This window comes from Kocuria turfanensis (genome assembly GCF_001580365.1).
Taxonomy (GTDB): Bacteria; Actinomycetota; Actinomycetes; order Actinomycetales; family Micrococcaceae; genus Kocuria; species Kocuria turfanensis.
Genome location: NZ_CP014480.1, coordinates 2,970,237 through 2,992,914, shown reverse-complemented (window position 1 = coordinate 2,992,914; position 22,678 = coordinate 2,970,237). Strand labels below are relative to the sequence as shown.

17 protein-coding genes are annotated in these 22,678 nt (G+C 73.4%); 12 read left to right on the top strand and 5 right to left on the bottom strand.

The features are described 5' to 3' along the window. Positions 1–52: 52 nt before the first annotated feature. Both AYX06_RS13750 and AYX06_RS13745 read left to right on the top strand, forming a co-directional pair. Positions 53–682: a hypothetical protein gene (locus AYX06_RS13750; RefSeq protein ID WP_062736251.1), complete on the top strand. Its 630-nt coding sequence runs from the start codon at positions 53–55 to the stop codon at positions 680–682. Positions 683–1,258: 576 nt separating this feature from the next. Continuing rightward, a complete protein-coding gene (locus AYX06_RS13745; RefSeq protein WP_232319315.1) occupies positions 1,259–2,503 on the top strand; it encodes a heparan-alpha-glucosaminide N-acetyltransferase domain-containing protein in 1,245 nt (414 codons plus the stop codon). A 68-nt stretch (positions 2,504–2,571) separates the two neighbouring features. On the opposite strand, the gene AYX06_RS13740 is transcribed toward AYX06_RS13745, so the two are convergent. The 3 genes from AYX06_RS13740 to AYX06_RS13730 form a co-directional block, all read right to left on the bottom strand. Beyond that, entirely contained in the window at positions 2,572–3,738 is a 1,167-nt protein-coding gene (locus tag AYX06_RS13740; RefSeq protein ID WP_232319314.1) for a sensor histidine kinase, read from the bottom strand. After that, positions 3,735–4,472, bottom strand: coding sequence for a response regulator transcription factor (locus AYX06_RS13735; protein ID WP_062736250.1), 738 nt, complete (start codon positions 4,470–4,472; stop codon positions 3,735–3,737). The genes AYX06_RS13740 and AYX06_RS13735 overlap by 4 nt, the downstream gene beginning before the upstream one ends. 243 nt (positions 4,473–4,715) lie before the next feature. Further along, on the bottom strand, positions 4,716–5,900 hold the full coding sequence (locus AYX06_RS13730; RefSeq protein ID WP_062736249.1) for a M14 family zinc carboxypeptidase: 1,185 nt from the start codon (positions 5,898–5,900) through the stop codon (positions 4,716–4,718). A 273-nt stretch (positions 5,901–6,173) separates the two neighbouring features. Here AYX06_RS13730 and AYX06_RS13725 point away from each other — a divergent pair, with 273 nt between their 5' ends. The 5 genes from AYX06_RS13725 (at position 6,174) to AYX06_RS13705 (ending at position 14,837) form a co-directional block, all read left to right on the top strand. Next, a complete protein-coding gene (locus AYX06_RS13725) occupies positions 6,174–6,806 on the top strand; it encodes a TetR/AcrR family transcriptional regulator (protein WP_062736248.1) in 633 nt (210 codons plus the stop codon). A gap of 86 nt (positions 6,807–6,892) precedes the next feature. Continuing rightward, positions 6,893–9,457, top strand: coding sequence for an MMPL family transporter (locus AYX06_RS13720; RefSeq protein ID WP_062736247.1), 2,565 nt, complete (start codon positions 6,893–6,895; stop codon positions 9,455–9,457). 74 nt (positions 9,458–9,531) lie between these two features. After that, positions 9,532–10,728, top strand: a complete 1,197-nt coding sequence (gene serA, locus AYX06_RS13715) for a phosphoglycerate dehydrogenase (RefSeq protein ID WP_062737079.1) — start codon at positions 9,532–9,534, stop codon at positions 10,726–10,728. 58 nt (positions 10,729–10,786) lie between these two features. After that, positions 10,787–13,798: a glycosyl hydrolase family 65 protein gene (locus tag AYX06_RS13710; protein WP_062736246.1), complete on the top strand. Its 3,012-nt coding sequence runs from the start codon at positions 10,787–10,789 to the stop codon at positions 13,796–13,798. Positions 13,799–13,949: 151 nt separating this feature from the next. Continuing rightward, positions 13,950–14,837 (top strand): endonuclease/exonuclease/phosphatase family protein, encoded by an 888-nt coding sequence (locus tag AYX06_RS13705; RefSeq protein ID WP_062736245.1) that lies wholly within the window; start codon positions 13,950–13,952, stop codon positions 14,835–14,837. Positions 14,838–14,840: 3 nt separating this feature from the next. On the opposite strand, the gene AYX06_RS13700 is transcribed toward AYX06_RS13705, so the two are convergent. Together AYX06_RS13700 and AYX06_RS13695 are read right to left on the bottom strand one after the other, a co-directional pair. Continuing rightward, on the bottom strand, positions 14,841–16,052 hold the full coding sequence (locus AYX06_RS13700; RefSeq protein WP_084271632.1) for a CapA family protein: 1,212 nt from the start codon (positions 16,050–16,052) through the stop codon (positions 14,841–14,843). A gap of 52 nt (positions 16,053–16,104) precedes the next feature. Further along, positions 16,105–16,830 carry a DUF1028 domain-containing protein gene (locus AYX06_RS13695; RefSeq protein WP_062736244.1) on the bottom strand — a complete coding sequence of 242 codons (726 nt, stop codon included), beginning with the start codon at positions 16,828–16,830 and terminating at the stop codon, positions 16,105–16,107. Positions 16,831–17,059: 229 nt separating this feature from the next. On the opposite strand from AYX06_RS13695, the gene AYX06_RS13690 reads away from it, so the two are divergent. From AYX06_RS13690 to AYX06_RS13670, 5 genes are read left to right on the top strand one after another with little or no spacing between them, the layout of a single operon-like run. Continuing rightward, positions 17,060–18,598, top strand: a complete 1,539-nt coding sequence (locus AYX06_RS13690) for an ABC transporter substrate-binding protein (protein ID WP_062736243.1) — start codon at positions 17,060–17,062, stop codon at positions 18,596–18,598. Then, positions 18,595–19,551 (top strand): ABC transporter permease, encoded by a 957-nt coding sequence (locus tag AYX06_RS13685; RefSeq protein WP_062736242.1) that lies wholly within the window; start codon positions 18,595–18,597, stop codon positions 19,549–19,551. The genes AYX06_RS13690 and AYX06_RS13685 overlap by 4 nt, the downstream gene beginning before the upstream one ends. Then, on the top strand, positions 19,548–20,480 hold the full coding sequence (locus AYX06_RS13680; protein ID WP_084271631.1) for an ABC transporter permease: 933 nt from the start codon (positions 19,548–19,550) through the stop codon (positions 20,478–20,480). The genes AYX06_RS13685 and AYX06_RS13680 overlap by 4 nt, the downstream gene beginning before the upstream one ends. Beyond that, entirely contained in the window at positions 20,480–21,511 is a 1,032-nt protein-coding gene (locus AYX06_RS13675) for an ABC transporter ATP-binding protein (RefSeq protein WP_062736241.1), read from the top strand. Before AYX06_RS13680 ends, AYX06_RS13675 begins: the two co-directional genes overlap by 1 nt. Next, on the top strand, positions 21,508–22,653 hold the full coding sequence (locus AYX06_RS13670; protein WP_062736240.1) for an ABC transporter ATP-binding protein: 1,146 nt from the start codon (positions 21,508–21,510) through the stop codon (positions 22,651–22,653). The genes AYX06_RS13675 and AYX06_RS13670 overlap by 4 nt, the downstream gene beginning before the upstream one ends. The last annotated feature ends 25 nt before the right edge of the window (positions 22,654–22,678 follow it).

The window sequence follows — 22,678 nt, the reverse complement described above, 5'->3', positions numbered from 1 at the left end:
CTTTCTCGCACGCATGACGGTGTATTCGTCATGCCCTTTTTTGGGGGACATCATGGACGATCTGCGTAAAACCCTTGCCGGCGCGGCCATTGCGACCGCTCTCCTCGGCGGATCGCTCGCCACGCCTGCTTTCGCTGGTGACGGCTCGCACGACGGGTCCAAGGACGATCACGGGAACCACCACGACGGCCACTACTGGTACGACGACAAGGACGACAACGGCAAGGACGACAACGGCAAGGACGAGGAGTCCGAGGACGAGAAGTACGTCCACGAGTACGACTGGAAGCACGACGGCAAGCACTGGTACCACGACGCCGACGACAACGGCGAGAAGAGCGACGACGAGAAGTACGACCACGAGCACAACTGGAAGCACGACGGCACGCACTGGTACCACGACGCCGACGACAACGGCGAGAAGAAGGACGACGAAGAGGACGACGAAGAGGACGAGAAGTACGTCCACGAGTACGACTGGAAGCACGACGGCAAGGACTGGTACCACGACGCCGACGACAACGGCGAGAAGAGCGACGACGAGAAGTACGACCACGAGCACAACTGGAAGCACGACGGCACGCACTGGTACCACGACGCCGACGACAACGGCGAGAAGGACGACAACGGCGAGAAGAAGGACGACGGCAAGGACGAGTACGCGTCCCACCACAAGAAGTGAGCCGACCGGTGCCGGGCCGATCGACGGCACCGGCACGATCCGCGCCGACAGGTCCTCGTCCCGGGTGCTGTGGCCGGCGTGAGCGGGTCGGGCGACCCGCCCGCTTTCTCCGGTCCGACCGCACGGGCGGGCCCTTGCCGGGGCAGATCTGAGCATGCAGGAGCACCCCATCCGGTCCGTGGACGGGGTGCTCCTGCATGCTCGGCCCCGTCTGCCGCCGGTCCCGGGGGTTCCGTCCGGCGCGGGCGCCCAGCGCCCCAGGGACCCTCCCCGGGGCGTCGACGGCGCCCGGTGCGAGCGGCGGGGCCGCAGGGCGGTGCCCGCCGGCAGGGCCGGAGCCGCTCGGTCACGAGCAGGAGGACGCCGACCGGGGTGGGCCGGCCGGTTTCTTGACCGAATCTCCATGTGCGCTCGACCCGACCGCCACTCGGGCGCCCCATGCTGGGGGCAGCGCCCCGGGAAGGCACAGGGCAAGGTGCAGGGGGAGGTGCAGGGCCTGCGGACGGGTTCCGGGCTCCTGCTGGTCCTCCTCATCGGGGCCCTGGTGCCGCCCGGGTCCGGGCACCAGCAGGAGGGATGAAGATGGGCAACGGCCGGGACTCCACTGTTCGTCCGCGGGACGGCCACGCCGTCGGTCGCACCGGACGAGGGGGCGGCACGCCGCGCCTGGTCGGTGTGGACGCGGCCCGCGGCCTGGCGCTGATCGGGTTGATCGCCGTGCACATCCTGCCGGAGGAGAACGACGCCACCGGTGACCCGACGTGGAGCTACCTGCTCTTCGCCGGGGACTCGGCCGCGTTGTTCGCGCTGCTCGCGGGGGTGGGCCTGGCACTGTCCACGGGCAGGACCCGGCCCCACCGGGGCCGGCAGCTGGTCGCCGATCGGGTCGGGCTGGCAGTGCGGGCGGTGCTGATCGCCTGCGTGGGCCTGCTGATCGGCTACACGATGACCGAGGACGCCTCGGCCAACGGGATCCTGGTGTTCTACGGGATGTTCTTCCTGCTGGCCATCCCGTTCCTGTCCCTGGGCCCGAGGTCCCTGTTCGCCGCCGCCGGTGTGTTCGCGGTGACCGCCCCGCTGCTGATCCTGGGCCTGCAGGACTCGCTGCCGGATTACTCCTCGTCCAATCCCACCTTTCAGCACCTGCTGACCGAGCCGACGGCGGTGCTGGCGCAGCTGTTGCTCTCGGGCGCCTATCCGGCGCTGGCGTACATGACGTACATCCTGGCCGGCATGGGCATCGGGCGGCTGGACCTGCGGGCGACGGAGGTGCAGGCGCGCCTGGCCGCGGTCGGGGCGGGGCTGGCGATCGCGGCCCAGTTCACCTCCTGGGTCCTGCTGTACGCGGCCGGCGGGTTCCAGCGCCTGGTCGGGTCCTCGCCCGAACTGGACGAGGAGGCTGTCATGAGGGCGTTGATCTTCGAACCGGACGTCGACCGGCTGGGCACGCCCTGGTGGCTGGCGGTGACCACCCCGCACATGAACACGCCGCTGTCCATCGCCTGGAGCCTCGGGGTCGGCATGACGGTCCTGGGCGTGTTCCTGCTGGCCTCGCGCCGGCTCCAGGCGTGGCTGCGGCCGTTGGCGGCGATGGGGGCGATGACGCTGACCCTGTACTCGGCGCACCTGGTGGTGCTGTCCTTCGAGCTCCACGAGGACGAGCCCTACCTGTGGTTCCTCGTGCACGTGGTGGCGGCCGCGCTGTTCGCCCTGGTGTGGCAGGCCCTGGTGGGGCAGGGTCCGCTGGAGAAGGTCGTGGGCACGGCCGTGAGGGCCGCCCGTCGGGCGGTGCTGCGCGGATCCCCCGCCCGCCGGACCTAGACCGCCCCGCACGGTGGTCGGGGCCCGTCGCACGCCCTCCGGTTCCGCGGTCCTGGTGCGTGCGCCGCTCAGCTGCCGGAACGGTGGGGCAGGAGCAGCCGGAAGCTGGCCCCCTGGCCGGGTCCGGGGCTGGCGGCCTCCAGGGTTCCGCCGTGGGCCTCCACGAGGGCCTTGCTGATGGCCAGGCCGAGTCCCGACCCGCTGCGGTCACGGTCGTGCTCGCGCCCCGGGGCGGCGCGGTAGAACCGCTGGAAGACGTGCGGCAGGTGTTCCGGCGCGATGCCCTCCCCGTCGTCGGCGACGGTGATGCCCAGGGCGTGGTCGGTGTGCTCGGTGTGCACCTGGACATGCCCGCCGGGCCCGGTGTGGCGCAGGGCGTTCTCCAGCAGGTTGGCGAGCACCTGCCCGATCCGCTCCGGATCCAGGAGCACCGGCCCGGCGCCCGATCCGGTGCTGGAGGTCGTCACGGCCACGTCCTTGGCGGCGGCGGCCGGCTGGATGCCGGCCACCGCCTGGGCCACGAGGTGCTGCGGGTCCACCGGGGACGGGTGCAGGCGGGTCATGCCTTCCTCGGCCACGGTGAGATCCCGGATGTCCCGGGCCAGGCGCTCCAGGCGAGCGATCTGGGCGGCCAGGATCGCCTGGGTGCGTTCGTCGAGATCCACGACCCCGTCCTCGACGCCCTCCAGATGGCCCTTGAGACTGGCCAGTGGAGTGCGCATCTCGTGGGCGAGATCGGCCAGCATCTGGCGGCGGGTGGTGTCGATGGCCGCGAGGCGGGCGGCCATGTCGTTGAAGGAGACGGCCAGGACGTCGAACTCCTTGCCCAGTCCGGTCGTGGGCACCTGCACGTCGTAGTGGCCGTCGGCGACCTCCCGGGCCGCGGAGGTGAAGGCCCGCAGGGAGCGGCCGACGGTGCGGTGGAGGTAGAAGCTGAGCAGCCCGGCGATGTAGAGGGCGGGGATCCCGCCCGTGGCCATCGCGGTGAGCCCGACCTCGCGGAAGGCGTCCTGCAGGTGGTCCAGCCCGGTGGCTTCGTCGGCGTGCCCGGCCAGGAGCAGCTCCCGGTAGAACATGGCCGGGCCGATCAGGGCGGCGGTGGCGATCACCGTGACCAGCCCGGCGGCCAGCACCGCGGTCTGGGCCAGCATCATCCGCGCGGTCAGGGTGCCCCAGTGCCGCGGCGCCCCCGCCGCGCCCGGCTGTGATCCCGTGGCCGGTGCTGCGGTGGTCATCGTCCGGAGCCCATCCGGTAGCCGATCCCGCGCACCGTGTGGATGAAGCGGGGAGCGGTGGCCTCGTCGTGCAGCTTCTTGCGGATCCGCCCGATGTGCACGTCCACCAGGTGCTCGTCCCCGGTCCAGTGGGCGTCCCAGACCAGGTCGACCAGCTGCCGGCGGCTGAGCACCGTCTGAGGGTTGGCGGCCAGGGCGGCCAGCAGGTCGAACTCGATGCGGGTCAGCGCCACCGGCTGCTCGTCCAGGTGCACCTCGCGCGCCATGTGGTCCACGACCAGGCTTCCGATCCTGTGCGAGCCCGGCGCGGCCTCCGCCGCCCCGGCGCCGTGCCCGAGGACGGGGTCGGAGCCGGCCTGGTGGACCCGGCGCATCATGACCTGCACGCGAGCCACCAGCTCGCGGGGACTGAACGGTTTGGTCATGTAGTCGTCAGCTCCCACCGACAGGCCCACGAGCTTGTCCACCTCGTCGTCGCGGGCGGTGAGCATGAGGATGTAGCAGTTCGAGAAGGTGCGCACCTGCCGGCACACCTCGACCCCGTCCATCCCCGGCAGCCCGAGGTCCAGCACCACGACCTGTGGGCCCTGCTCGCGCACGGCCTCCACGGCCTCGGTGCCGATGTGACGGACCGTGACCTCGAACCCGGCCTTGACCAGGTAGCCCTGGATCAGGTGCGCCAGATCCGCCTCGTCGTCGACGACCAGGACCCGGCCCGCCGGCGTCGTGGACATTGCCTTCTCCTTCGCAGGGGATGCAGGACCGCGCGGGGCGGTGCGGACGCAGGGCGGGCCCGGGCGGGTCCGCCCCTCGGTCGCCACCGGTGCCCCGTGGCTCTCATCCTCCCGTGGAACGGGAGCCTCCACCAGACCCGTCACGGGACAGCGCAGAAGAAGGAGCGGGACACCCGAGGGGCGTCCCGCTCCTTCCCGCCCGCGCCCGCCCGCGCCCGACGGCGCGGGCCCGGCCGGCCCGGCTCAGCCCACCGGGATGATCCCGGCGTAGTCGGTCTGGTAGCCGGTGACCGGGGCGTGCGGGATCTCGTCCCAGCGCTCCGGGTCCTCCTGCTGGACCTCGCCGGTGGCCAGGCCGAGCAGCAGCTCCTTGAGGGCGAGCACGTTCTGCTGCACGCTCTTGCCGCGGGCCTTCTGGCCGAGGCTGCCGTCCGAGGAGTTGCCCGAGGTCTCGAAGAACACCACCGGGTGGGAGTGCCCCTCGGGGTTGAGCCCGCCGTGGTCCAGGCCGAGCATCATCGCCGAGACGACACCGCCCTTGATGTCGATCTCGTAGCTGCCGCCCACCTGGTAGCGGTCGATGTTGATGAAGCCGTACTTCGAGAGCTCGTCGTAGACGTGCACGTTCATCTGCCGGGTGAGCCGGTCGTAGGCCCCGCCCTCGAGCCCCGGCAGGGTCGGGCCGCCGGGGGCGAGGGAGATGCCCAGGGACAGGGTGACGTCGTCGCCGGTCCCGTACTCCGTCTTGAGGCCCTGGTGGTGGATGTCCACGCCCCAGGCCGGGTCGACGGTCGTCCAGTACTCGTAGAAGGCGCGGGACTCGTCGGCCGCGAAGCCCTCGGCCGTCCAGTCGCGGTTGAGGTCGATGCGCTGCGGCGTCCCGCCCTCCGGCGCGCCGGAGACCTGGTCCCACAGGACGGTGTGCCGGATGTTCGCCTCGGCGCCGTCCGGGTTGTACATGGGGATGACGTGGAAGGTGAACTTCTCGCGCAGCAGCTCGTACTCGGCCGAGCCGTTGGTGCCCAGGTCCTTGAGCAGGGTCAGCAGGGAGTCGGTGCCGTAGGGCTCGTTGCCGTGGATGCGGCCCTGGAGCCACACGTGCTCCTCGCCGGAGCCCACGGTCGCGACCCACAGGTCCCGTCCCTGCTCGGAGGTGTTCACCTCCATCCCGGCCTCCGCGAGGGTGAAGGCGTCCACGCCGTAGCGGCTGGTCCGCTCGAGCTTCTGCAGCTCCTGCGCCACGTCGTCGGCGGTCAGGATGCTCGAGATGTTGGTCCTCCCCTCCGTGGAGGGGAAGTTCGCGTCCGCGGCGGCGGGTGCCGCCGCGCCGAGGGGCAGGGCGACGGCGAGCGCGAGCGCCGCCGCGGTCCGGCGGCGCGGGCGGTCCGAGGGGCGGGGGGTCGCGAGGTCGTGGTGCTGAGGGATCACGTGCTGGTCCTCCGGGGGTGAGCGGTGCGGCCGGCGCGTCCCTGGGGTGGTGGGCGCCGGCACGGGGTGCTGGTGATGCTAATCACGATCGCACACACCCGTCACCGTCCCGGGCGCAACAGCAGAAGTACTGCCCGGTAGCGCCGTGCCTGCGAGCGGATCGTCCACGGGCTCCGCCCGCGTCCGGGCACCGGGCCCGCGCACCGACCGCCCGGAGGACGCAGGGCACCCCGGAGTTTGCACACCGTGCAATGTTGCACTTAGTGTAAGGACGTGCTGCACTCCGACGACCGCCGGCGCCAGGTCAAGTCCGCCAACCGCCGCGCCATCCTGGACGCCGCCGCCGCCCTCGCCGAGGAGCACGGCCTCGGCCGCTTCACCGTCGAGGACCTCGCCGAGCGCGCCGGTGTCTCGCGGCGGACGATCTTCAACCACTTCGCCTCGGTCGACGACGCCGTCTACGCCCGGTGCAGCGAGCTGCTGGGCGTGATCGTCGACGACTTCGTCGAGCTCGCCGACGCCACCCCGCCGCCCGCCGCCCCGAGCACGGGCGCGGTCTTCGAGCAGCTGGCGGACGTCATCGAGCGCACCGACCTGGTCCGGCCCCTCTCCCGCATCGCCCGGCTTGTGGGCACCGGCGAGAACCACCCGGCCACCGTCATGTGGGGTCACGAGGTCCTGCAGAACGTCACGGCCCGGCTGACGGACGAGGTGGCCCGGCGCAACCCGCGCTCCGACCCCTTCACCGTGGCGCTCCTGGCCAGCTCCCTGATCAACGCCATGGAGGTGGCCTTCACGCAGTGGGCGGCGGAGACCGGCGCGGCCGACACGCCCGGCAGCCGGCTCGTCTGGCAGCGCCTCCTGCGCACCGCGGTGGAGCACCTGCGGCACGGCTTCGCCGGCTGACCCGCCGCAGCGTCCGCCCCGCACGCGTTCCCCGCCCGTTCCACCCCTCCCCGGGCCCGTCCCGGGACGACCGACAGAGAAGAGCCATGGCCCAATTCCTGTACCGACTCGGGCGCCTCGCCGCCCGCCGCGCCTGGACCGTGATCGCGGCCTGGGCGGCCGTGCTCGTCATCGCCGGCAGCACCTTCGCCGTGGCCGGCGGCCAGCTGACCACCGCGATCACGATCCCGGGCACCGAGACCCAGCGGCTGTCCGACCGCCTCCAGGACGAGCTGCCCGGCGCCGGGCACGGCACCGGGCGCATCGTGTTCCGCACGGAGACCGGTGAGCCGTTCACCGCCGGGCAGCGGGAGCAGATCGGCACGGCCCTGACGGCCGCCGGCGACTCCGCCGGGGTCGACGGCGTGCTCGACCCCTTCACCGCCCAGGCGGAGCGCGAGGACCAGCAGCAGCAGCTCGCCGACGGCCGCGAGCAGCTGGCCGACGGGCGGGACCGGCTCGAGGAGGGACGCGCCCGGCTCGACGACGCCGAGGCCACCCTGGAGGAGAACCAGGAGAAGCTCGACGCCGCCCGCGAGCAGGCCGAGCGGGCCGACGCCCCGGGCCCGGTGCGCGACGAGCTCGAGGAGCGCCAGGAGGACCTCGACGACGGGCGCGCGGACCTGGAGCGCAACCGGGCCGAGCTCGAGGCCGGCGCCGAGGAGCTCGAGGCCAGCGCCCCGGAGCTGGCCCGCGGCGAGCGGCTGCTGGCCCTGGCCGAGGACACCCGCACCGTCTCGGAGGACGGGACCGCGGCGATGGCCGTGGTGACCTTCACCGCCCAGCAGCAGGCGGTGACCGCCGAGGACAAGGAGGCGCTGCAGGCGGCCGTGGACGGGGTGGCGATCGACGGCGTCCAGGTCGAGTACTCGAGCGAGATCGCCCAGGACATCTCCCAGCTGTTCGGTCCCGCCGAGGTGATCGGCGTCCTGATCGCGGCCGTGGTGCTGCTGGTGATGCTCGGCACCCTGGTCGCGGCCGGCCTGCCCATCCTCACGGCCCTCACCGGCGTGGGCATCGGCGCCCTGGCGACCCTCTCCTTCTCCGGGGTCGTGCAGATGACCTCGGTGACCCCCATGCTCGGGCTCATGCTCGGGCTGGCCGTGGGCATCGACTACTCGCTGTTCATCCTCAACCGGCACCGCCAGCAGCTGCTGCGGGGCGTGGGGCTGCACGAGTCGATCGGCCTGGCCACCGGCACCTCGGGCAACGCGGTGGTCTTCGCCGGGCTCACCGTGATCATCGCCCTGGCCGCCCTGAACGTCACGGGCATCGGGTTCCTGGGGATGATGGGCACCGCGGCGGCGGTGTGCGTGGCCGTGGCCGTGCTGATCGCCGTCACCCTCACCCCCGCGCTGCTGTCGCTGGCCGGGCACCGGCTGCTCTCGGCCCGGGCCCGGGAGCAGGCCGCCCGCACCCCGGCGCACCGCGGCGAGCGGCGCGAGGGCCTGGCCACCCGCCGCCCGGTGCCGACCCTGCTGGCCGGGGTCACGGCCCTCGTGCTGATCGCCCTCCCGGCGGCCTCGATGCGGCTGGGCCTGCCGGACGCCTCCTCGGAGCCGGCCGACTCCACCCAGTACCGGGCCTACCGGATCATCGACGAGAAGTTCGGCGCCGGCGCCAACGGGCCGGTGCTGGTGGTCGCGGACCTGCCCGAGGGCACCGACGCGACCGAGGCCGCGGACCTGCAGGTGGCCGTCGGCGAGGAGCTCATGGAGCGGGAGAACGTCGTCTCGGTCGTCCCGGCCGGGCTCTCCGAGGACCGGCGCACCGCGGTCTTCCAGGTCACCCCCGCCGAGGGCCCGGCCGCCGCGTCCACCGAGGAGCTCGTCGACGACCTCCGCGCCTTCTCCCCCGCCCTGGAGGAGGAGCACGGCGTCGGCATCGGCGTCACCGGCCTGACCGGCGGCAACATCGACGTCTCGCAGAAGCTCGCCGCCGCGCTGCCGCTGTACCTGACCGTGGTGCTGGGACTGTCCCTGCTGCTCATGGTGCTGGTGTTCCGCTCGGTCCTCGTGCCGGTGATCGCCACCGCCGGGTTCATGCTCTCGCTCTTCGCGGCCTTCGGCGCCGTGGTGGCCATCTACCAGTGGGGCTGGCTGGGCGCCGTGTTCGGCGTCCACGACCCGGGCCCGGTGCTCAGCTTCCTGCCCACGCTGCTCGTGGGCGTGCTGTTCGGGCTGGCCATGGACTACCAGCTGTTCCTCGTCTCCGGGATGCGGGAGGCCTACGTCCACGGCCGCTCCGCCCGCGCCGCCGTGCGGGAGGGCCTCGACGCGGGCCGGGCCGTGGTCACGGCCGCGGCGATCATCATGATCTCGGTGTTCGCCGGCTTCGTCTTCTCCCACATGGCCATGGTGCGGCCCCTCGGCTTCGGCCTGGCCTTCGGGGTGCTCGTCGACGCCTTCGTGGTGCGGATGATGCTGATCCCCGCGGCCATGCACCTGCTCGGGGACCGGGCGTGGTGGCTCCCCCGCTGGCTGGACCGGGTGCTGCCCGACGTCGACGTCGAGGGCCAGTCCCTGGAGCGCGACCCCGGGACGGCTCCGCAGGAGCCCGCCCCGGCGCGCACGGGTGCCGAGGAGGCCAGGGAGCCCGTCGCCGTGCCGTGACCTGCAGCACACCCGGCGCGGAGGTGACGGCCCACGTCGTCGTCCTCCGCGCCGGAGTCATAGACTGGACCATTGTGAAAGCACTTCTGCTGGAGAACGTCCACCCCGAGGCCGAGCGCATCCTCAACGAGAAGGGCATCGAGGTCGAGACCCGCAAGGGCGCCCTCGACACCGAAGAGCTCATCGACGCCCTCGACGGCGTCGAGCTGCTCGGCATCCGGTCGAAGACCCAGGTGACCCGGGAGGTGTTCGACGCCCACCCGGAGCTGCTCTCGGTGGGCGCGTTCTGCATCGGCACCAACCAGATCGACCTCACGGCCGCCACCGAGCACGCCGTGACGTGCTTCAACGCCCCGTACTCCAACACCCGGTCGGTGGTGGAGCTCGCGATCGCCGAGATCATCTCGATGGCCCGGCACCTGACCGACAAGAACCAGGCCATGCACGAGGGCGTGTGGGACAAGTCCGCCACGGGCGCCCACGAGGTCCGCGGCCGCACCCTGGGCATCGTGGGCTACGGCAACATCGGCTCCCAGCTCTCCGTGCTCGCCGAGACGCTCGGCATGCGCGTGTACTACTACGACATCGTGGACCGCCTGCCGCTGGGCAACGCCCAGCGCTGCGACACCCTCGAGGAGCTGCTGGAGCGGGTCGAGACCGTGTCGCTGCACGTGGACGGGCGGGCCGGCAACGACAGCCTGTTCGGCCGCGAGCAGTTCGAGCGGATGCGCCCCCGCTCCCTGTTCCTCAACCTGTGCCGCGGCATGGTGGTGGACTACAACGCCCTGCGGGACGCCCTCGTCAGCGGGCACATCGCCGGGGCCTCCGTGGACGTCTTCCCGAACGAGCCCAAGTCCGCCGGCGACCCGTTCAGCTCGGTGCTGCAGGGCCTGCCCAACGTGATCCTCACCCCGCACATCGGCGGCTCCACGCAGGAGGCGCAGGTGGACATCGGCCGGTTCGTGGCGGGCAAGCTCTCGGCCTTCGTGACCTCCGGCTCCACGACCCTGTCGGTGAACATGCCGCAGGTCCAGCTCAACAGCGCCGTCAACGGCACCCGCATGCTCCACCTGCACCGCAACGTGCCGGGCGTGCTCGCGACCGTCAACAGCGTCCTGGGCAGCCACGGGATCAACATCGACCGCCAGCAGCTGTCCACCCGCGGGGACACCGGCTACCTGGTCACGGACGCCGCCAACGGCGTGACCCGCGAGGTGATCGAGCAGATCCTGGCCCTGCCGGAGACCATCCGCCTCAGCACCATCAACTGAAGGCCCGTCAGGCGCACGGCCCCGGTCGCGTGACGGGGGCAGGTGGCACAATGACGGCATGAGCGGCGTCCAGGAGCAGCCCGCCGGCCACGGCAGGAGCACCTACGGGGCGGTCGTGCTCGCCCTCGCTCCCGCGGGGGCGGCACCGGGCCCCGAGGACGGCGCCCGCCCGGGCGAGGACCCCGGGCCGGTCCCGATACGCGCGGGCGCCGGCGCCCTGCACCCCCGTCACCGGGCCGACGCGACCGCGCTCCTCGCCCGGCTGCGCGCCGAGGGGGTGCTCACCGCCCTGGTCACCGCCCACCCGGAGCTGCCGGCCGACCCGCCGGCGGACATCGTGGTCTCCGCCGATCCCCCCGCGGACCGGACCGCGGGGGCGGGCGGCCCCGACCGGCACCCGCCGGCGGCGTCCCTGCTGCTCGCCGCCCGCCGGCTGGCCGTCGAGCCGGAGCACACCGTGGTGGTCAGCGACAGCAACCGCCTGGTCCGCACCGCGGTGCGCCACGGCTTCGGGCTCGTGGTCGGCGTGGACGGCGCGGCCCGGCGGGGTCCGCTGCTCGCCGCGGGCGCCCACCTCGTGGTGGACAGCCTGGAGGACCTGGACATCCCGGTGCGCGCCGGGCCCGACGACCCCGGCTGGGGCGGCGGGTCGGGCGGGGAGAGCCCCTGGAACCTCACCTACTCGTGCCTGGACCCCCCGCAGGAGGACCTGCGGGAGGCGCTGTGCACCCTCGGCAACGGGTACCAGGCCGTGCGCGGGGCGGCGTGCGAGTTCCGCGCCGACGGCACCCACTACCCCGGCACCTACCTCGCGGGCGTCTACGACCGGCTGCGCCAGGCGGTCGAGGGCCGCACGGTGGAGCACGAGGACCTCGTCAACGCACCCAACTGGCTGCTGCTGCAGTACCGCGTCCAGGACGGGTACTGGTTCGCCCCCACGCCCGCGAACGTGCTGGAGCACCACCAGGACCTGGACCTGCGCATCGGGGTGCTGACCCGCACCCTGCGCTTCCGCGACGAGGCCGGGCGGACCACCCGCGTGACCACCCGCCGGTTCGTCTCCCAGGAGCAGCGCCACCTCGCCGGGCAGGAGAGCGTGTTCGAGGCCGAGGACTGGAGCGGGACACTGACCGTGCGCAGCCTGGTGGACGGCGACGTCGACAACCACAACGTCGCCGCGGACTCCCCGCTGACCGGGCACCACCTGGAGGAGCCGGAGCTGCGGGACCTGGGCCGCGGCACGGTCCTGGTCGACACCGCCACCGTCCAGTCCAGGATCCGCATCGCCGTGGCCGCCCGCACCCGGGTGCTGCGCAGCGGGGCCGAGGACCGGATGCACGCCCGCAGACCCTGCCGCCCGGCCCCCGGCGTGATCGGCCACGAGCTGACGCTGCAGATGGCCCCGGGCACGCGCGTGCGGGTCGAGAAGATCGCCGCGCTCGTGACCTCCCGGGACCGGGCCGTCTCCACCCCCGCGCTCGCGGCCGCCACCCTGCTGGAACGGGCCGGCGGCTTCGACGAGCTGCTGGGCGCCCACGTGGCCGCCTGGCAGGCCCTCTGGTCGGCCTTCGCGGTGGCCACCGACGCCGGCGGCCGCCAGGGCCTGGCCGTGAACCTCAACACCTTCCACGTCCTGCAGTCGGTGGCGGCCGCGCACCCGGACCTGGACGCCGGCGTCCCGCCCCGCGGCCTGCACGGCGAGGGCTACCGGGGCCACATCTTCTGGGACGAGATGTTCGTCTACCCCATGCTCACCCTCCGCCGCCCCGAGTGGACCCGGGCGCTGCTGGCCTACCGGTACCGGCGCCTGCCCGAGGCCCGGGCGGCGGCGCGCGCGGCCGGCCACGAGGGCGCCATGTTCCCCTGGCGGAGCGGCAGCGACGGCGGGGAGGAGACGCCACGGGCGCTGTTCAACCCGCGCACGGGCCGGTGGATCCCCGACCACTCCCGGCTCCAGCGCCACGTGGGGCTGGCGATCGCCCACAGCGTGTGGCAGTACTACCAGGCCACCGAGGACACCCGCTTCCTCGTGGAGCAGGGCGCCGAGCTGCTGGTGGAGATCGCCCGGTTCTTCGCGAGCCTGGCCGTGCACGACCCCGAGGACGACCGGTACGTGATCACCGGTGTGATGGGCCCCGACGAGTTCCACGACGGCCGCCCGGGCGCGCCCGGCTCGGGGCTGCGCAACAACGCCTACACCAACGTCATGACGGCGTGGCTGCTGACCCGGGCCGTGGAGATGGTCGAGCGCCTCGGCCGGGGCTACGGCGGGCCCCTGTGGCGGCGGCTGAACCTGCGCGAGGACGAGCTCGCCCACTGGGACCGGGTCCGCACCCGGCTGCGCGTGCCGTTCCTGGCCGGCGGCGTGATCGCGCAGTTCGAGGGCTACGGGGAGCTGCCGGAGTTCTCGTGGACGGACTACCGGGCCCGGTACGGCCGGATCGGGCGGCTGGACCTCATCCTCGACGCCGAGGGTCTGTCCACCAACGACTACCGGCTGGCCAAGCAGGCGGACGTGCTGATGCTCCTGTACCTCTTCTCCGCCGAGGAGCTGCGCGAGCTGCTGGGGCAGCTGGGCTACGACTTCCCCGCCGAGGCGGTGCGGGCCACGGTGGCCTTCTACGGCGACCGCTCCTCGCACGGGTCCACGCTCTCCAACGTGGTGCACGCCTGGGTGGAGGCCCGCCGGGACCGCGGCAGCTCCTGGTCCTTCCTGACCCGTGCCCTGGACAGCGACCTCCTCGACGCCCAGGGGGACACGACCCGGGAGGGCGTCCACCTGGGGGCGATGGCCGGTTCCGTGGACATCCTCACCCGCTGCTACACGGGCCTGGAGATCCGGGACGACATGCTGTGGCTGCACCCGGCCATCCCGCCGGAGCTGCCCCGGGTGTCCTTCTCGATCAGCTACCGGGACCAGCCGATCCAGGTGGAGCTGACCCGCACCCTGCTGCGGCTCTACCTGGCGCCCGGCACCGCGGCGCCGGTGCGGGTCAGCGTGGACGGCCAGGTGCACGAGCTGACCGCCGGGCAGATCCGGCAGTTCCCCCTGGCGGTGCGCGATGGCTGATCCCGGCACCGTGCGGTGCGGACCCCCCGCCCCGGACACCGGGATGTCGTTCCCCGGTCACCGCACGTTCCCCCGCGGTCCGGCCGTGAGCGGCCCGCCCGGCCCATTCTGGATCGACGACGCCCCCGACCGCCCCCACCCTGGAGCAGTGATGTCAGCAGAGCCCGTCCTCCTCGACCGCCGCACGACCCCCGGGGCACTGGACCCCGACGTGCCGCTCATCGGCCCGGCCACGGGCCGGGCGCTGCACGTGATGAGCTACAACATCCGCTTCCACCACGAGCGCACCCGGCCCGGGGACCCCGACCACTGGCCCGACCGCGCGCCCCGGCTGGCGCGGCTGCTGCAGCTGGAGCAGCCGACCCTGCTCGGCGTGCAGGAGGCCCTGTACCACCAGCTGCCGGCGGTGGCGCAGGCCCTGCCCGCCGGCTACGGGATGCTCGGCTACGGCCGCGCCGGCGGGAGCAAGGGCGAGTACTCCGCGATCTTCTACGACGCCCGCCGCCTGGAGGCCCTCGAGTGGGACCAGTTCTGGCTCTCCGACACCCCGGAGCTCATCGGCTCCACCAGCTGGGGCAACGACGTCCCCCGCATCGTGACCTGGGGCCGGTTCCTGGACCGTGGCACCGGATCCGAGCTCGTGCTCGTCAACACCCACTTCGACCACGACTCGGAGACCGCCCGCGAGCGCAGCGCGGAGGCCGTGGTGGAGCTCGTGCACAGCTTCCCGGCACGCACCCCCGTCCTGGTCACCGGGGACTTCAACGCCGACGCGGACGGCTCCGGGCCCTACGCCACGCTCGTGGGCTCCGGGGTGCTGGACGACACCTGGACCGCGGCCGAGCGGCGGCTCACCCCGGCGTGGGGCACGTTCCCGGACTACGGGGAGGCCGTGTGCGACGACGAGCGCATCGACTGGGTGCTCGCCACCCCCGGCATCCGGGTGCAGCGCAGCGCGATCAACCCCGCCCGCTTCGCCGGGGGCCACCCCAGCGACCACGCCCCGGTGCAGGTGCTCGTCTCCGTCGGGCCGGACTGAGCGCTACGGCCCGGCGGTGAGGGCCCGCCACGGGCGGGCGCCGTCGGCCGCCGCGCCCATGGACTCCACGGTCGCCGCCGTGCGGGCCAGGGACGCGGCGTCCTCCTCCGGGGAGCGGCACACCTGCTCGGCGGGCAGGGCGCACCACCGGACCGGGTCGAGGGTGAGGATGTGCGGGGTCCACACCGGGTTCCCGGCCACCCACCGTCCGTCCTCGCGGGTGAAGCTCATCCGGACCGTCAGGCCCTCGTTGTTGACCGGCACCCGCGTGGCGTGCTCGGAGAGGCTGTTGCCCAGGCCGTGGGCGATCCAGGTGTCCCCGTGCCGCTCGAGGGGCAGCGCCGAGTGCGTGTGGTGGCCGTAGACGAAGTCGAACGCGCCGCTGTCGGCCAGCGCGTGCGTGACCTCGAGCTGCTGACGGTCCGGGGCGGAGGAGTACTCCTGCCCGGCGTGCACGGCCGCCAGGACGATCTCGGCGCCGGCCGCCCGGGCCCGGCGGGCCTTCTCGACCATGTCCGGCACGTCCAGCAGGTCCACCCGCCACGGGGCGTCCGGGACGTTGCCGTTGAGGCCGTAGGTGCCCGCCACCAGCCCGACCCGCAGCCCGCCGGCGTCCAGGACCAGGGGGTCGGCGGCCTCCGCCGCCGACCGGTACGAGCCCGTCGAGGCGATCCCCGCCCCGTCCAGGACGTCGAGGGTCCGCTCCAGCCCCTCCTCGCCGGCGTCCAGGGCGTGGTTCGTGGCGGTGGTGCACGCGTCGTAGCCGATCCCTGCGAGGGCGGGCACGATCTGCGGCGGCACCTCGAACGCCGGGTAGCCGGAGTACGGCCCCCCGGCCTCGGCCAGGGGGGTCTCCATGTCGCAGATCGCCAGGTCGGCGTCCTGGGTGAACGGGCGCAGGCCCTCCACGAGCGGGCCGAAGTCGAGCTCCCCGCCGCCGTCGGCCTCCGCCTGCTCCCACAGCCCCGGGTGCAGCAGGACGTCCCCGGTGACCACGATCTCCACCTCGTCCGGCGCCGCCGCCCCGGACGGGTCCGCCGCGGAGGGCCCGCCGGCGCCGTCCCCCGACGGGTCGACCGCGGCGGCGCCCGGGCCGGCGCCCGGGTCCTCGGGGGCGGCGCAGCCGGCGAGGCCCGGTCCGGCGCCGAGCAGTGCGGCGAGCAGCGCCGCGGCGGCAGCGCGGCGCCCCGGCCGGTCGGGGGGTCGAGGGGTCATGGACCGAGGGTAGGCCACCGGCGGCCGGGGCACCCACCGGCGGCCCCGCCGGTCAGGACAGCACCGTGGACCAGAGCTTCTCGTCCTCGGGGCGGTGCGGCACCTCGGTGCTGGGCACCAGCTCGGCGGGCGCCGCGTGGGCCCGGTCCTTGAGCGCCAGCATCTCCACCAGGTCCTCCAGCGGGGTGGCCGAGTTGTCCGCCCGGAGGTCGACGTCGAGCAGCACCGGGTACTGGAACCCCGCCAGGGTGTCGGCCACGACCACGGCGGCGCTCTGCTGGCCGCGGCTGTCCCCGCCGGCGTCCTGGCCCGCGCGCAGGCAGGCCACGAGCGCGTGGGCCATGTCCATGATGCTCAGCCCGGGCACGGCGAGGGCCTCGTCCACCGAGGCGCGCATGGCCTCGACGACCTCCGGGCCGGCCAGGAAGTTGCCGACGACCACGAAGTCGGTGCCGGCCACCCCGCCGGCCCAGGGCGTGCACAGGCTGCCCGTCAGGTGCGCCCCGGGGCCCGCCACGGGCAGCGCCGCGACCTGGCGCAGCGCCAGGTCCCGGTCGGCGTCGGAGAGGCCCGCGATCGCCTCCTCGGCCGTGCCGCCGTGGTGCAGGGTGCGCAGCATCTCGTAGCGCAGCCGCCGGTTGGTCCACGCCTGGGAGGCGACCACCCCGGCGGTGGGCACGAGGGCGGGCACGGCGTTGCCCACGGCGAGCGAGCAGCTCGCCGTGGCGGCGCCGAGGAGACGGGAGTCCGCGCTCCTGGCGATCACGGTGTAGGTCACGAGCACCTCCTGGCCGTCGGGACGGCCGTTTCGTCGTTCGGGGTCGTTGTCCCGCCGGCCGGGCCGGGTGCTCCCGGCGCGCCCGGGGCGGCAGATGTGGTCGGGGGCCGTCCCGCCTGCATAGGGTGGGAGGACACCGACGACCAGGTGTGCACCGGCAGGGCGGCCGGACCCGGCCTGCCGGAGCCCACGGGGCGGACGGCTCATTCCTACCACCGGGAGGCGGCCCATGGCACGCGGAGCACGGATCGTCGGGCTGGCCGCCGCCGCGGGGCTGGCCCTGAGCGCCTGTTCGGTGGGCGAGGGCGTGGACCTCGCGGGGGCCGGGGAGCTGGACACCGACGACTACCTCCGGGTCGCCATCGCCGGGGAGCCCGACCAGCTGGACCCCCACAACACCAGCGCCTACTTCTCCTTCCAGATCCTGGAGAACGTCTACGACACCCTGGTGGAGCCGGACGAGAACCTCGAGATGCAGCCGGCCCTCGCCGAGTCCTGGGAGGTCAGCGAGGACCAGCTGTCCTGGACGTTCCGCCTGCGCGAGGACGTCGTCTTCCACGACGGCTCCCCGTTCACCGCCGAGGACGTCGTCTACTCCTACGACCGGATCATCGACGAGCAGCTGGCCAACGCCTACCGGCTGTCCGCCGTCGAGGACGTCGTGGCGGTGGACGAGCACACCGTGCGCATCGACGTGTCCCAGCCGACGCCCGCCCTGCTCGCCGCGATCGGCGGGTACAAGGGCATGGCCATCGTCGAGCAGCAGAACGTGGAGAGCGGGGACGTCCAGCTCGACCCGGTGGGCACCGGCCCGTTCGAGGTGGCGGGCAACACCGCCGGCACGGCCGTGACCCTGCGGGCCAACGACGACTACTGGGGCGAGGGACCCCACGTGCCCGGGGTCGTCTACCGGTTCATCTCGGAGGGCAGCACCGCGCTCGCCGACCTCACCGCCGGCGAGGTGCACTGGACCGACTCCATCCCGCCGCAGCGGGTGAACTCTCTGCGGCAGAACCCCGACGTCGAGGTCGCCGGGGTCCCCTCGACGGACTACTGGTACGTCACCATGAACCAGGCCCGCCCGCCCTTCGACTCCCCCGAGGCGCGCCTGGCCGTGGCCCGGGCCATCGACCGGGAGGCCATCGCCCAGGTCACCTGGTACGGCAACGCCACGATCAACCAGACCGCGGTCCCGGAGACCTCGGTCTGGTACCACGAGTACGCGCCCTTCGAGCAGGACCCGGAGCGGGCCCGGCAGCTCGCCGAGAGCTCCGGGCTCGCCGGGGAGACCATCGACCTCATGGTCACCAACGAGTACCCGGAGACGGTCACGGCCGCCCAGGTGATCGCGGCGAACCTCTCCGACATCGGGGTGTCCACGAACATCCGGACCCTGGACTTCGCCACCTGGCTCGACGAGCAGGCGCAGGGCAACTTCGACATGCTGCTGCTGGGCTGGCTCGGCAACGTGGACGTGAACGACTACTACTACAACCAGCACCACTCGGAGGGCTCCAACAACGCCCAGGGCTACAGCAACCCCGAGGTCGACCGGCTGCTGGAGGCGGGGCGCACCGAGACCGACCCGGACGCCCGCAAGGAGCTCTACGACCGGGCGGCGGAGCAGATCGTGGACGACGCCAGCTACGTCTACCTCTACAACCCCGACGTGGTCCAGGCCTGGGCCCCCGAGCTGCAGGGCTACGAGGCCCGCCCGGACCGGGCGATCCGGTTCAAGGACGTCCGGCTCGAGGAGGACACGGAATGACCAGCCCGCTCCTGAGATTTCTCGCCAAGCGCCTGCTGCACACCGCGGTGGTGCTCCTCGGGGTGCTGGTGGTGGTCTTCGCCCTCCTGCAGCTCGTCCCCGGCGACCCGGTGCGGGTGGCCCTGGGCACCCGGTTCACGCAGGAGTCCTACGACGCGCTGCGCGAGGCCTCCGGGCTGGACCGGCCGCTGCTGGTGCAGTTCTTCGCCTACATCGGCAACGCCCTGACGGGGAACCTGGGCGTGAGCTTCCGCAGCGGGGAGCCGGTGACGCTCATCCTCCTGGACCGGCTGCCGGCCACGGTGTCCCTGGCCCTGGCCGGGATCGCGATCGCGCTGCTCATCGCCTTCCCGCTCGGCACCTGGGCCGCCCTGCGCCGGGGCTCCGCGGCGGACGGCGGGATCCGCGCCGTGAGCCAGTTCGGCGTCTCGGTCCCCGACTTCTGGCTGGGGCTGCTGCTGATCATCGTGTTCTCCACGATGCTCGGGCTGCTGCCGCCCTCCGGCTACGTGCCCTTCACCGAGGACCCGTGGGGCTGGCTCCAACGGGTGATCCTGCCGGGCCTGGCCGTGGGGGTGGTCTCCGGGTCGATCATGACCCGCTACGTGCGCTCGGCGGTGCTCGACGTCGTCGGCTCCAACTACGTCCGCACCGCCCGCTCCAAGGGACTGCCCCGCCGGACGGTCGTGGGCCGGCACGTGCTGCGCAACGCCCTCGTGCCGATCCTGACCGTGGCGGGCGTGCAGGCCGCGACGATGCTGGGCGGGCTCATCGTGATCGAGGTGGTCTTCGCGTGGCCGGGGCTGGGGCGGCTGGTGTTCGACGCCGTCGCGGCCCGCGACTACCCGGTGGTCCAGGGCACGGTGCTGCTGATCGCCCTGATGTTCCTGCTCATCAACCTGCTGGTGGACATCCTGTACGCCGTCGTCGACCCGAGGATCCGTGTGTCATGAGCAACGACCGGACGCCCCCGCCCGAGCCCCGCGTTCCGGGCCCCGGACCCGCGGAGATCCCCGAGGAGGCCGGGCGCACCGGCACCGTGCGGATGCTGGTCTCCAACAAGGTCACGGCGGCGGGACTGGTGATCCTGCTGCTGGTGGTGCTGCTGGCGCTGTTCGGGCGCTGGATCGCGCCCTACGGCGCCAACGACATCGACGTGGTCAACGCCCTGCGCCCGCCCTCGGGCGCGCACCTGTTCGGCACCGACGAACTGGGCCGGGACGTGTTCTCCCGGGTGGTGCTCTCGGCCCGCGTCTCGCTGACCGTGGGGCTCGTGGCGGTGGGCATCGCCCTGGTGGTGGGGGTGGCCGTGGGGCTGGTGGCCGGCTTCTTCGGGGGCTGGCTGGACACGGTGATCATGCGCAGCGCCGACGTGCTCTTCGCGTTCCCCATCCTGCTGCTGGCCATGGCGATCGTGGCCGTGCTCGGGCCCGGGCTGACCACGGCGATGATCGCGATCGGGGTGGTCTACACCCCCATCTTCGCCCGGATCACCCGCGCCTCCACGCTCGCCGTCCGCGAGGAGCTCTACGTCAAGGCCTCGGTGTCCGTCGGGGCGTCCAACGGGCTGATCCTGCGCCGGCACGTGCTGCCGAACATCATGGGCCCGATCACCGTCCAGACCTCCCTCTCGCTGGCCTTCGCGATCCTCTCCGAGGCCGCGCTGTCCTTCCTGGGCCTGGGCGTCCAGCCCCCGGATCCGTCCTGGGGCCGGATGCTCTACGACGCGCAGGCCTTCATCTACGACGCCTGGTGGATGAGCGTGTTCCCGGGCCTGGCGATCTTCCTCACCGTGCTGGCGTTCAACCTCGTGGGCGACGGCATGCGCGACGTCCTGGACCCGCGCCAGCGCACCGCCGACGAGATCCGCAGGAGCGCCTGATGAGCACGACCGAGCACCGCCGGCCCGCCCGGCCGACGCCCACCGGAGGGGACGTGCTGCTGGACGTGCGCGACCTCTCCGTGCGCATCGGCCCGGCCGAGATCGTCAACGGCGTGTCCTTCTCCGTCCCCCGCGGGGGCACCCTGGGCATCGTGGGCGAGTCCGGCTCCGGGAAGTCCATGACGGTGCTCGCCGCCACCGGGCTGATCGACTCCCCGCCCGCACGGGTGAGCGGGCAGTCCCTGCTGGACGGCCAGGACATCGTGGCCATGGACCCCCGGCGGCTGCGCGGCGTCCACGGCAAGCGGGTCGGCTTCGTCTTCCAGGACCCGTCCACGTCCCTGAACCCCGTGCTGACGGTCGAGCAGCAGCTCACCGAGGCCCCGCGCTTCCACCTGGGCCTGACCCGCCGCGAGGCCCGCCGCCGCGCCCTCGAGCTGCTCGAGGCCGTGGGCATCCCCGACCCGCAGTCCCGCCTCGCCTCCTACCCGCACCAGCTCTCCGGCGGGATGAAGCAGCGCGTGATGATCGCGCTGGCCCTGGCCTGCGACCCCGAGCTGCTCGTGGCGGACGAGCCGACCACCGCCCTCGACGTCACCACCCAGGCCCAGATCCTCGAGCAGGTCAAGCAGCTGCAGGCGTCCCGCGGCATGAGCGTGATCTGGATCAGCCACGACCTCGGGGTGGTCGCCGGGATCGCGGACCGGGTGGCCGTGCTCTACGGCGGGCAGGTGGTGGAGTCCGCGCCGCTCGAGGAGCTCTTCACCGACCCCCACCACCCCTACACGCGGGGGCTGATGGCCTCCCGGCCGCAGACCGCCGGCCGCAAGGGCGAGCTCGCCGTGATCCCCGGCAGCCCCCCGGACCCCAAGCGCCTGCCGCCGGGCTGCCTGTTCTGGGACCGCTGCCCGGTCCGCGGGGACCCCCGCTGCGAGACCGAGCGCCCGCCGGAGACCGCCGTGGGCCCGGAGCACACGGTGCGCAGCTTCTACGGCGCGGAGCGCACCGACCGGACAGGAGGAGCCCGATGACCGACGACGAGCGCCCGCTGCTGAGCGTGCGGGACCTGCAGGTCCGCTTCCCCGTCACCACCGACCGCGGCAAGGGCGTGGTGCACGCGGTGGCGGGGATCGACTTCGACATCCACCGGGGCCGCACTGTGTCCCTGGTGGGCGAGTCCGGCTCCGGGAAGTCCACGGTGGCCAACGCGCTGATGCATCTCGTGGAGCCCAGCGCGGGGACCGTGCTGCTCGACGGCCGGGACATCACCTCGGTGCGGGGCAAGGAGCTCAAGGCCCTGCGCCGGCGGATCGCCATGGTGTTCCAGGACCCGTTCGCCTCCCTGGACCCGCGCCAGCACGTCTTTCGCGCCGTCGAGGAGCCGCTGGAGGTGCACGGCCTCGGCGGGGACCGGGCCGGCCGCCGCCGCCGGGTGGCGGAGCTGTTCGAGCTCGTGGGGCTGTCCGGCCGGTTCCTGGACCGGTACCCCCACGAGCTCTCCGGCGGGCAGCGCCAGCGGGTGTCCATCGCCCGGGCCCTGGCGGGCGAGCCGGACCTGATCATCCTCGACGAGGTCACCGCCTCGCTGGACGTCTCGGTGCAGGCCCAGATCATGAACCTGCTCAACCGGCTGCAGGGCGAGCTCGGGCTCACCTACCTGTTCATCGCCCACGACCTCGCCGTGGTGGAGCACATGAGCGACCACGTGCTGGTGATGTACCTGGGGCGGCTGATGGAGGACGGGGACGTGCAGGACGTCTTCGACGCCCCCGCCCACCCCTACACGAAGGCCCTGCTCGCCTCGGCCCCCGCCGCGGACCCCGTGGCGGAGCGGCGGCGGCGGACCGCACCGCTCGAGGGCGAGGTACCCTCCCCCCTGCACCCGCCCTCCGGCTGCGTCTTCCGCACCCGCTGCCCGTGGGCCGCCGACGAGTGCGCCCGCACCGTGCCCGTCCCGGTGCCGCCCCCGCCGCCCCGGGGCGCCTCGCCGCAGCTGCGGCACGGGAACCGCGGGCCCACCGCCCGCGAGCACGTCGCCGCCTGCATCCGGCTGCCGGAGGTCCAGGCGTCGTCGCGCACGGGCGTCCCGGCGGGGGTGCCGTCCACGACGACCTCCGCGGGCTCGGGTGCGACGCGCACCGCCCCGTGGGACGCCGGCGCCCCCGATCCCTGATCCGGAACACGACCGACCCGACCAC

What these genes read in the sequence shown, in the direction of transcription:
- AYX06_RS13745 (WP_232319315.1), top strand. Translation starts at nt 1,259, where the DNA reads ATGAAGATGGGCAACGGCCGGGACTCCACTGTTCGTCCGCGGGACGGC.
- AYX06_RS13700 (WP_084271632.1), bottom strand. Translation starts at nt 16,052, where the DNA reads ATGACCCCTCGACCCCCCGACCGGCCGGGGCGCCGCGCTGCCGCCGCG.
- AYX06_RS13710 (WP_062736246.1), top strand. Translation starts at nt 10,787, where the DNA reads ATGAGCGGCGTCCAGGAGCAGCCCGCCGGCCACGGCAGGAGCACCTAC.
- AYX06_RS13740 (WP_232319314.1), bottom strand. Translation starts at nt 3,738, where the DNA reads ATGACCACCGCAGCACCGGCCACGGGATCACAGCCGGGCGCGGCGGGG.
- AYX06_RS13705 (WP_062736245.1), top strand. Translation starts at nt 13,950, where the DNA reads ATGTCAGCAGAGCCCGTCCTCCTCGACCGCCGCACGACCCCCGGGGCA.
- AYX06_RS13670 (WP_062736240.1), top strand. Translation starts at nt 21,508, where the DNA reads ATGACCGACGACGAGCGCCCGCTGCTGAGCGTGCGGGACCTGCAGGTC.
- AYX06_RS13750 (WP_062736251.1), top strand. Translation starts at nt 53, where the DNA reads ATGGACGATCTGCGTAAAACCCTTGCCGGCGCGGCCATTGCGACCGCT.
- AYX06_RS13675 (WP_062736241.1), top strand. Translation starts at nt 20,480, where the DNA reads ATGAGCACGACCGAGCACCGCCGGCCCGCCCGGCCGACGCCCACCGGA.
- AYX06_RS13680 (WP_084271631.1), top strand. Translation starts at nt 19,548, where the DNA reads ATGAGCAACGACCGGACGCCCCCGCCCGAGCCCCGCGTTCCGGGCCCC.
- AYX06_RS13735 (WP_062736250.1), bottom strand. Translation starts at nt 4,472, where the DNA reads ATGTCCACGACGCCGGCGGGCCGGGTCCTGGTCGTCGACGACGAGGCG.
- AYX06_RS13685 (WP_062736242.1), top strand. Translation starts at nt 18,595, where the DNA reads ATGACCAGCCCGCTCCTGAGATTTCTCGCCAAGCGCCTGCTGCACACC.
- AYX06_RS13720 (WP_062736247.1), top strand. Translation starts at nt 6,893, where the DNA reads ATGGCCCAATTCCTGTACCGACTCGGGCGCCTCGCCGCCCGCCGCGCC.
- AYX06_RS13690 (WP_062736243.1), top strand. Translation starts at nt 17,060, where the DNA reads ATGGCACGCGGAGCACGGATCGTCGGGCTGGCCGCCGCCGCGGGGCTG.